Annotated in this window: 9 protein-coding genes and 1 pseudogene; 6 read left to right on the top strand and 4 right to left on the bottom strand. The window is 47.4% G+C overall.

Annotated elements, in window-relative coordinates; genetic code table 11:
* Positions 1-140: pseudogene (locus H6F66_RS07285) on the top strand (photosystem II q(b) protein); the annotation flags it as partial.
* 195 nt (positions 141-335) lie between these two features.
* Complete coding sequence (locus H6F66_RS07280) at positions 336-3,695, top strand: HEAT repeat domain-containing protein (RefSeq protein WP_190419729.1); 3,360 nt, start codon at positions 336-338, stop codon at positions 3,693-3,695.
* Here H6F66_RS07280 and H6F66_RS07275 read toward each other — a convergent pair.
* The gene (locus H6F66_RS07275; protein ID WP_190419727.1) at positions 3,684-3,851 is read right to left on the bottom strand and encodes a hypothetical protein; all 168 of its coding nucleotides are present in this window, start codon (positions 3,849-3,851) and stop codon (positions 3,684-3,686) included. The two genes, H6F66_RS07280 and H6F66_RS07275, sit on opposite strands and share 12 nt — an antisense overlap.
* A 5-nt stretch (positions 3,852-3,856) precedes the next feature.
* On the opposite strand from H6F66_RS07275, the gene aroC reads away from it, so the two are divergent.
* The 3 genes from aroC (at position 3,857) to H6F66_RS27565 (ending at position 7,113) form a co-directional block, all read left to right on the top strand.
* Positions 3,857-4,951, top strand: coding sequence for a chorismate synthase (gene aroC / locus H6F66_RS07270; protein WP_190419725.1), 1,095 nt, complete (start codon positions 3,857-3,859; stop codon positions 4,949-4,951).
* Between the two features lie 7 nt (positions 4,952-4,958).
* Positions 4,959-5,810, top strand: coding sequence for an MBL fold metallo-hydrolase (locus H6F66_RS07265; protein ID WP_190419723.1), 852 nt, complete (start codon positions 4,959-4,961; stop codon positions 5,808-5,810).
* Positions 5,811-5,943: 133 nt separating this feature from the next.
* Positions 5,944-7,113, top strand: a complete 1,170-nt coding sequence (locus H6F66_RS27565; RefSeq protein ID WP_199295390.1) for a hypothetical protein — start codon at positions 5,944-5,946, stop codon at positions 7,111-7,113.
* Positions 7,114-7,214: 101 nt separating this feature from the next.
* Here H6F66_RS27565 and H6F66_RS07255 read toward each other — a convergent pair whose 3' ends face one another.
* The 3 genes from H6F66_RS07255 to H6F66_RS07245 form a co-directional block, all read right to left on the bottom strand.
* A complete protein-coding gene (locus H6F66_RS07255) occupies positions 7,215-8,090 on the bottom strand; it encodes an SH3 domain-containing protein (protein ID WP_190419721.1) in 876 nt (291 codons plus the stop codon).
* Positions 8,091-8,589: 499 nt separating this feature from the next.
* The gene (locus H6F66_RS07250; RefSeq protein WP_190419719.1) at positions 8,590-8,991 is read right to left on the bottom strand and encodes a fasciclin domain-containing protein; all 402 of its coding nucleotides are present in this window, start codon (positions 8,989-8,991) and stop codon (positions 8,590-8,592) included.
* Positions 8,992-9,198: 207 nt separating this feature from the next.
* Positions 9,199-9,387 carry a hypothetical protein gene (locus H6F66_RS07245; RefSeq protein WP_190419718.1) on the bottom strand — a complete coding sequence of 63 codons (189 nt, stop codon included), beginning with the start codon at positions 9,385-9,387 and terminating at the stop codon, positions 9,199-9,201.
* Positions 9,388-9,449: 62 nt separating this feature from the next.
* Between H6F66_RS07245 and H6F66_RS07240 the strand changes: the two genes are divergently transcribed.
* The gene (locus H6F66_RS07240) at positions 9,450-9,761 is read left to right on the top strand and encodes a carbon dioxide-concentrating mechanism protein CcmK (RefSeq protein WP_190419716.1); all 312 of its coding nucleotides are present in this window, start codon (positions 9,450-9,452) and stop codon (positions 9,759-9,761) included.
* The last annotated feature ends 116 nt before the right edge of the window (positions 9,762-9,877 follow it).

Here is a 9,877-nt window from a genome sequence, read left to right as displayed (position 1 = left end):
ACACCTGGGCTGATGTAATCAACCGCGCCAACCTGGGTATGGAAGTAATGCACGAGCGTAACGCTCACAACTTCCCTCTCGACTTGGCAGCAGGTGAGTCCACCCCAGTTGCTCTGGTTGCTCCTAGCATCAATGGTTAATCGCTAGTTTTTCTAGCTAAATAAAAACGCTCTCCCTAATGGGAGAGCGTTTTTTGTTTTAGGAGACAGAGGAAGCAAAGGAAGCGATCGCTCCAAAACCTGATTTGGACTATCATTCACTATCGGCTGTCCCGTCCATATCATTAGAAGAGCTAGATTGGTCGAGAAAGCGATCGCGGGCAATGTCTAAAGATTATGAAGCCAGGAAATCAAAAGCGCATTTTTGCCTGTATTGCAGTCTTATTTAGCTTTTTATTGGCAAGTATCTGTGTTGCCCAAAATCCAAAACCAGCCGTAGCCAGTCCAGTCGCCTCACCTACTGCAAATTCTTCTCCCGCACCAAAGCATACTGCTACAAACAATACAGCCGCCTCACCCACGCAAACGTCCGCGCCTTCATCCTCATCGAAGCTGGGTGCTTCAAAAACAACGAACTCCTCTCAATCCAAAACACCCAATTGGAACTTCTGGGAAGCAACTGCTGGTAATTGGGTTGCAATTCTTGGTGTGCTATTAGCGGCGACTATAGCTGGGCTTATAGCTATTTACGCTCCGCGAGCTTTGGAGCGGTATAAGCTGCGGTTACAGGCAGAACACAAAAAGAAAGAAGAAGAACAACAAGCAACTGCAAAGGTAGCAGCAGAGGCAAAGGGCGTTAAAGCCTACCGCGAAAAACTGAAGCACGAACTCTGTCATCTGAGTATTTCCGATTTGCCCAACGTGCCGTCTTCTCTAAACTTGGAGAGCATCTATGTGCAATTGCAAGTGCGGGAAGAAGAAACCCTGCGCTATGCCAAAGACGAAGAAATGGCAGCACTGGCTGCGGAAGAACCCAGCGAACAGCTGCGGCGCTCCCAGGTACATATAGCAAAACTGGCAGAAGTTGCCCTCTCACCAGAAGATGCCTTAGTAAAATTCCGACGTATGGTAGTGCTGGGCGATCCGGGGGCTGGCAAAACTACAATGGAGCGGTATTTAGCGCTCCAAATGGCTAAACAGGCTGAACCAAAATTGCCCTACTTGCCTGTTTATGTGGAACTTGGAAAATTTGTAGATAGCAAGAAAAATGATTTGCTCGATTTCATAGCCGATGAGTGGGAGAAGCGCTACGGCTTTACCAAAGCTCGCCCCTACCTAGAGCAACATCTGAACGATGGCACCGCGTTGTTGTTAGATGGACTCGACGAAGTGCTGGGTGGTGGGACTCAGGAAGAGGCTCAAGCCGCTTACAGGCGGGTGGCTGATGAAATTAATCGACTAGCGACGCTGTTTTCTGCTGCTCCCATTGCGGTAACTTGTCGAAAAGCTGGCTGGCGCGGAGGATTGAGAGGATTTCAGACGCTGGAAGTGCTGGATTTCAGTTGGGAGCAGATTAAGGAGTTTATTAAACTATGGTTTAAATCAGACTCCGATAAGGCTGAAGGACTACGGCAAGCACTGGAAAAGAATTTGCGAATGCAGATGCTGGCAGCGAACCCGCTGATCCTGTCTCTGATTGCCATTGTTTACCAGCAAGATTTGAAATTGCCGGAGCATCGCGCTGAGTTATACAAACGCTGCCTAACAGTGTTACTGAAAGAGTGGGATTCCCATCGCGACATCAAGCGATTCAACCAGTTTAGTACAGATGGCAAACGCAATCTTTTGAAGGAGGTGGCTTGGCATTTCCACAAGTCAGGAAAACGCTACTTCCCCGAAGATGAGTTGCTGGAGTTGATTGCCGATTTCTTGCCGACGATAGGTATCCAGCCTGAAGACAATAAAGCCATCTTGGAGGAAATTGCTGCTCAGTATGGGCTGCTGAAGGTGCAAGCGCATGGGTGGTATGGGTTTGTGCATTTGACATTTCAAGAATATTTTGCAGCCCTAGCAGTTAAGGACAAAGGCACAGCTGCGTTGTCAGAGCTTGTGGGTCATCGCCACGATCCTTGGTGGGAAGAAGTCATCCTGCTGCTGTCTGGGATGATGAACGATGCCACACCATTCCTACTGGGCATCTTGGGACATTCGACAAGTCTAGGCTCGTTGCCAGAGAGGAAATTGGCGGCAAACAATGACCTTTTCCACAACGATCTGCTCTTGGCAGCAAGGTGTCTGGCATACACCCGCCGAATTACGATGGTGGGTTTGAAACAGTGCATCATTGCCGAGGTCAAAAATCTGCTGCTGACCTCGCCCTACCCGCTCGACTGGAAGCGGTCAGCTAGAGTCTTAGTGGAAATTAGTGACAAAGCCCTGATTTATAACTTGCTGGCAATGCTGGCAGATAACACCGTTGAGTCAGAAAAACGAGAAAACATTGCTTCAGCCTTTGGGGAACTTGGCGATCAAAGCGTGGCTCAACGCTTGCTGGAACTTTTGGAGAAGGATACAGAACTAGATGAGCTTGTGCGCCAGAGCATCGTCAATGCGTTAGGTGAGATGAAAGCAACCTTTGCCGTTCCCAGTCTGCTATACCTACTAAAAACCACTGAAGACGAGGACAGTAACACTCAAGAACGGATTTTTCAAGCTTTAGGCGAGATAGGCGATAAATCTGTGTTTCCCGATCTAATGGAGATGCTTAATGACGAGAATTACATACACGGAGGTTGTATCTTTCAGGCATTAGTGGAATTGTGTGACAAGTCTTTTGTCGCTCCTTTGCTGCTACAGATGCTCTTGGATAAAACCATACACCGACATTCAAAGCCATCCATTGCTTTAGCCTTGAGGGAGCTAAAAGATGTATCGTTAGCTAGTTCCATGTTGGAACGGCTTCAGGATGAAACGATTGAGTGGCAAATCAGGTGGCTGTTGACAGAATCTCTTGAAGGTCTCCAAGAAAGTGCAAGCGTCTCGTTAATGGAAATGCTGGAAAACCCAGACCTTGACAAACAAGTCAGGGTGGGAATAGCCGCCACACTTGGAAGTTGGGGAGTAAGAACAGGTATACCGTATCTATGTGAAGCAATCGCAGACCACACTGTACCACTCCACTGGGAACTTTCCTGGGATCAAGGAAGTATCATCTGGTTCGACTATTTGTGGAGCCGGGTGACTCGCGTTCTTAAGAGCTTGGATAATGACTTACTAATTTCGACGGTGGTAGAAACATTTAAGCAGAAGATTACAGATGGGAAAGACGAGGAAGGCAAGGAAGGGAAGGACGCATGGGACATCATCGTTGCTGCCTCGGCGTGTAAGCCAGCGACGATCTCTCGGCAACTGTTAGAGATGTTACATCGACAGGAGTGGCAGTCATCTCAAAGTAATCTTCTAAGCAGTCTTTCAGCACTTACTACCAAAGCGTTGGTGCCTGAGTTACTAGGTTTACTGGCAGCGCGCGAAATGTACAATGTCTCTAAGCCAATATGGGCTTTGATGGTTAACGCAATTGGCGAAGTTGCGGATGACTGTTTCACACTCAGAGCCTTGCTGAACATTGGATCGTCACTAAACAGCGAAGAGGAAGAGTATTTAGCAGAGCCAATCTACTCAGCACTCTATTCAGTCAGCGGACGAGCTGGAGTGCGTGTGAGTGCTGATGGGCAGATAGAGGAATTAAAAAATTAAGCGTGGTAAAAGCGATCGCATACTTCCCCTCTTACCTCTGCGTTCTTTGGGTCTTCGCGGTTCGTTTAAATAACAACAGTTGCAGTGAGAAGCGCGATCGCTCCCCACCTGAATAGCGATCGCTGTTAAAATCAAAATTTCTAGCCGACTCTGCAAGTATTATGGGCAACACTTTTGGTCATCTATTTCGGATTACCACCTTTGGCGAATCCCACGGCGGCGGTGTCGGGGTTGTTGTTGATGGGTGTCCACCGCAACTGGAAATTTCTGCTGAAGAAATCCAAGTAGAATTAGATCGGCGGCGACCGGGACAAAGTAAGATCGTCACACCTCGTAAAGAAGCTGACACCTGCGAAATTCTCTCTGGCGTGTTTGAAGGGAAAACGCTGGGAACGCCGATTGCGATGTTGGTGAGAAACAAGGACACTCGTTCCCAGGATTATGATGAGATGGCGCAAACCTATCGCCCCTCTCATGCCGATGCTACCTACGATGCTAAATATGGAATTCGCAACTGGCAGGGTGGCGGCAGATCCTCGGCCCGTGAGACAATTGGAAGAGTAGCCGCAGGCGCGATCGCTAAAAAAATCCTTAAAACAGTCGCCGGAGTCGAAATTATCGGTTACGTTAAGCGCATCAAAGACTTAGAAGGTGTCATCGATCCCAACAACGTTACCCTAGAACAAGTAGAAAGTAACATTGTCCGCTGTCCTGATGCAGAATGTGCCGAACGAATGATCGAAAAAATTGAGCAGGTCGGGCGTGTTGGCGACTCCATCGGCGGTGTTGTTGAATGTGTTGCGCGTCATCTACCCAAAGGGCTAGGTTCTCCAGTATTTGATAAACTAGAAGCAGACCTGGCTAAGGGTGTCATGTCCTTACCCGCAAGTAAAGGATTTGAAATAGGATCAGGTTTTGCCGGGACATTGCTGACTGGCAGCGAACATAATGATGAATTCTCTATCGCCGAAGACGGGGAAATTCGTACTAGTACGAATCGCTCTGGCGGAATCCAGGGGGGCATCTCTAACGGAGAGAATATCATTCTCCGCGTGGCGTTCAAACCAACAGCGACGATTCGCAAAGAACAGCGCACCGTGACCCGCGATCGCGTTGAGACTATACTAGCAGCTAAGGGGCGGCACGATCCTTGCGTTTTGCCCAGAGCGGTGCCTATGGTTGAAGCAATGGTCGCTTTAGTGCTGTGCGATCATCTGCTGCGCCATCAGGGTCAGTGCGGTACTTTAAAGCCTTGAGAGTGAAATGGAAATCAGCCCTTCTTCAGAGTTTGTGGTTCAGTTTTGGGGTGTGCGAGGCAGTATCCCCTCCCCTGGAAAAGATACAGTTCGCTACGGTGGTAATACCTCCTGCGTGGAAATGCGCGTTGGCGGGAAACGCTTGATTTTTGATGGCGGCACCGGATTAAGAATGCTTTCCAAAGATTTGCTCAAAGCTAAGTCGGTGGAAGCTTATATGTTTTTTACACATTACCACTGGGATCATATTCAAGGAGTGCCGTTTTTTGCTCCCGCCTATCTTGAAGGCAATTGCTTCCACATTCACGGGGCAGTCCCACCGGATGCAGACTCAATGAAACAGCATTTCTGCGATCGCGTGCTACACTCAAATTCCCCAGTCCCGCTCCAAGAGTTAGCGGCTGACCTGAAGTTCTACGAATTGGTCTGTGGTGATACTTTCAAGGTGGATGATATCACGATTGAGACTGCCCCGCTCAATCATCCCAACGGGGCGATGGGATATCGAGTGACGTGGCAGGGACACACAGTTTTCTACTGCACGGATACGGAACATTTGCCGGATCGCCCAGATGAAAATGTGCTGCACCTAGCCCGTGAAGCCGATGTCTTGATTTACGATGCGATGTACACCGACGAGGAATATCACAACCCCAAATCTCCGAAAGTCGGCTGGGGACACTCCACTTGGCAAGAAGGAGTGAAAGTAGCCGAGGCTGCTGGTGTCAAGCGTCTCGCTATCTTTCACCATGAACCAAACCATAGCGATGACTTTCTAGATCAGATTGAAACGCAAGTCCAAGAAGTCTCTCCAGGTGGGTTTCTGGCGCGTGAAGGGATGATTGTGCAAGTAAATTAAAGAGTTATGAATTAGGAGGCGAGGAGTTATGAGTTAATAATTCCTCGCCTCCTAAGTTTTTAGCGCGATCGCTCCCAACTTAAAATTTCGACTTAGGATGAAAATTGACTTCTAAGTTCGTAGGAGGTAATCTATGCGATTACAGTATAAAATCTTGGGAGCAATTCTCACCATCGGGACATTGGCAATGCCCGCCTGGTCGCAAACTGATGCCCAAGTAGGGGCCTTAGTAGAAGCACTACGCAAGGCAGCACCCCAAACCGGAAAAGTAGACGATGGACTCTACAGCGATTGGCAAATTAAACCAGCCAACATCCCCCGCTGGTCGAAACAATGTATCGGGCGATCGCTCTCCACCGCAGAATTTGAAGCCAGCCCCTCGACAGCACGGACAATCCTCGTGTGCGTTATGCGGGATATCTTCCGAGAACAGTATCGCGCCAGTGGCAACAATGAATCTCTAGCAGTGCGACGCGCCGCCGCTTGGTGGATGACTGGCGACCCCAACCGTCACAACAGCAAAGACATCGCCCCTTATATCCAGAAAGTTTCGGGTTTCTACCAGCAGCAGCGCTCCAATCCATCGTCTGTGCCGCCTGCTTCTACCCCCTCTAAACCCCAAGCCCAACAATCTCCCTCACCCAGGCCTACACCTTCACCCAGTCCTACACCTTCACCAAGTCCCACACCCGCACCAAGTCCCACACCTTCACCATCCCCAACCCCCACACCCGCACCAAGTCCCACACCTTCACCATCCCCAACCCCAAGTCCCACACCCTCACCTACCTCTAGCCAGCCACCAGCGAAACCCCCAGTCCCGGCTGCTACTGCCCAACCTGCCCAGGTAACGGACATTCAGATAGGGGCGCTGGTGGAAGCGCTACGACGGGCAGCGCCACAAACCGCAACTCCTGACGATGGACTCTTCAGCGAGTGGCAAATTAAGCCAGACAACATCACCCGCTGGTCGAAACAATGTATCAACCGGGAACTGACACCAACGCAATTTGAAGCCAGCCCAGTCACAGCACGGGGCATCCTAGTGTGTGTAATGCGCTATGTGTTGCAAGACGAATATAAGGTTAGTGGCAACAATGAGGCTGTAGCTGTGCAACGCGCTGCTGCTTGGTGGATGACTGGCGACCCGACCCGCTACAGTAGCAGCCCCACCGCCCCTTATACGGAACAAGTTCTGGGCTTCTATCAGCAGTTGCGCTCAAATCCATCTGCTACAGCGCCTACTTCTACTCCGTCAGCCGCAAAACCAACCGTTGATTTCAAATTACTTCCGCATCGCTAAAGGAATGAAAAAGTAAAAAGTAAAAATTGCAGAATTGCTCATTTTTACTTTTTACTTTTTAAAACTACAGCGTTTAAAATATCATTAAACTTTGATACTACTTAATTGCCATTTCCAGGTAGGAAGTAACGCAACCGCCATTGTCCTTTTGTACGCACAAAACTGACGCGGTAATCTGTTTCTTGATCGTAGACATAGCGATTGAGAATCCAGCCTTGCTGTCCATTTTGCAGCTTCACTGGTGTCCAACCATCGACAACCTTTTCTTTAATTGCCTTTTGCCTACGCTCAGGCAAACTGTTAAAGGTGTTGCCGTCAAATGCTACAAATTCGTGAGAAACTACCCCAACAATTTTACCACCCGCTCCCGGCTCAGAACGAACATTAACGTCTTGTCCTAATATTGCTAGTTGCCCAACATTGGGTTTATTTGGCCTAATAGACTCCAACGCTTTTTTGACATCTGGACAAATCCAAACATCAGAACCAGGTTCTTTGTTAGCAACTTTAGCCTGATTGTCGATGGCACAATCTAAGCCGACTGCCTTATCCATGTACGCCCAAAACTCAGAGTTCTTGTCGTCAATATTGTAAGAATCTAAAGTTAGCGTACCGCCATAATTCCATTCAGTTTCTGGTGTTACAAGGGAGCGAATAAAGCTAGCATCCCGCCGATTAACGGCATCTACAAGACGCAGGCGAAATTGGAAAAATGTACTTTTGTCAGGTTGATTATTTTTAATTACAGTTGGTTCTGTGGTTGGTAGATTTGGTTCTGTAGTTGGCGGTGTAGACGGTGAGGGAGATACGACTGTAGTTGGCGGCGTAGGATTCTCGGTTGTCGGTGTTGGGGAAGGTAGAATGTCGGCTGTAGGTAGAGGTGAGTGGCTGTTGCGATAGCCAATTGTTGCTAAAGTAGAACCAGCGATCGCGCCCATTGCGATCGCGCATATTATTATAATGTTATAAAACTTCATTGTTACCCTCCTGTTACTTATCCCAAGTTCCTAAAATTCAACCTCTCTGATACTGCGGAATGTGAGTTAGTCTTTTTTTCGCATAACAAAACCTCACCATTTATTTTTAGTCTGGTAAATTATTTCTAATATTTATTCAAGTTCTCAGGAGAATCTAGCTTACAAAATTAAGCGCCATTTTTTATTTCACGCGATTCATAGCTCTTTTACGGCAGTAAAACTATTTTATTGATGGACAATCCAAACAATAAGCTTAGCTTTTAGATTTGACGATGAATTACTACATTCAAACCAAATTAAACTAGGATTGTTTTAACTTTTATAAGAATTTAGACGTTGCTCTCAGATGCAGGTTCCCAATGATGGAGTTGACAACATTAGAGTAGCAGCCAAGAAAAATTACTTAAGATGATGTAGCAAAATAAAGAATAAGGTTTAAGTATATAAACTGGCTACTGGTAGGGTGGGCAATGCCCACTCTACTTGCTAGATGGTTAAATTAACCCATGAGAATCACGGTATCAATAACGTGAATGACACCGTTATCAGCTTCAATATCTGCTGCTAGAACTGTGGCATTTTTTACCTCAAAACCATCAGAGCAATCAATCCTGATGGGTGAACCTTCAACTGAGGTGACAGAATTAAGTTTTGCTAAATCAGCCTTCATTAACTTGCCGGGAACGACATGATAGGTGAGAATCCTGGTTAACTGGGGAATATTTTGTACTAGGGTTTGTATAGTTCCCGGTGGTAGCTTAGCAAAAGCATCGTCATTGGGTGCAAAGACAGTGAAAGGGCCAGGGCTTTTCAGGGTGTCTACCAACCCGGCAGCTTGGACAGCCGTTACTAGGGTTTTGAAAGAATCGGCGCTAACTGCAATATCAACAATGTCAGCCATGTGTTTCAACTCATCAGTCGTAAAAACTCTAGTAACAGTTTAGGGTGGAGAATGCCCATCCTGACTTGAAAAAGTGTTGAGTGCTGATTTGGAGAGTTATTGAGAGGTGAGAAGAGGAATAGCGATCGCGTCTTTCTGGTAAATCTTAAAGCAGCTTAACGTGGGCGCAAAGACTATCCTGAATCTGGGGAGACAGGTAAATCAAGGCTACCATGCATCTCCTGGGAAGATTTTAGCTGCTGCATCAGGTTCCCCATCATGCTTGCAACAACCCAGATTACTTCCAGCAGGCGACTCCAGAGGATTAGTATAAAAGCGATCGCTTGACCGTCCGCAGCCCTTATCTAAAATCATCGGAGTCCCAGAAATTCCTACCTCCCAAAATCTAAAATTCAAAATCCTATCCTCAAGCCTCGTACAATTAACATATTGTTTGCTTTGATTCAGGAACTGATTCTATGCCCCAGGCCGTGGGAACGATTGAAACATTGGGTTTTCCGGCTGTACTAGCAGCCGCAGACGCAATGGTTAAAGCTGGCTCAGTCACGCTAGTTTATTATGGACTCGCGGAAAAAGGTAACTTTATAGTTTCCATCCGAGGAAGAATATCCGAGGTAAATATCGCCGTTGCAGCTGGAATTCAAGCAGCCGAAAAAGTCTACGGCGGCGAAGTTATCACCCACTACATCATTCCCAATCCGACTGAAAACATTGAAACTGTTATGCCCATCAACTTTTCGTCGAAAGTTGAACAGTTCCGTATGTTGTAGTTATATAGAACCCATTTGACATCTTTTACTATCTTGAAGTACAGTTACCGCAAAAGCCGTATCCAGCAGTCATGCCGTACTCTAGCAGCCTAACAGACGAAGAGTGGGAAATCCTT

It is taken from the genome of Trichocoleus sp. FACHB-6 (assembly GCF_014695815.1).
In the GTDB taxonomy this organism is placed as follows: domain Bacteria; phylum Cyanobacteriota; class Cyanobacteriia; order Cyanobacteriales; family FACHB-T130; genus Funiculus; species Funiculus sociatus.
The sequence above is the reverse complement of the archived record's forward strand: the minus strand, read 5'-3'. Positions and strand labels throughout refer to the sequence as shown.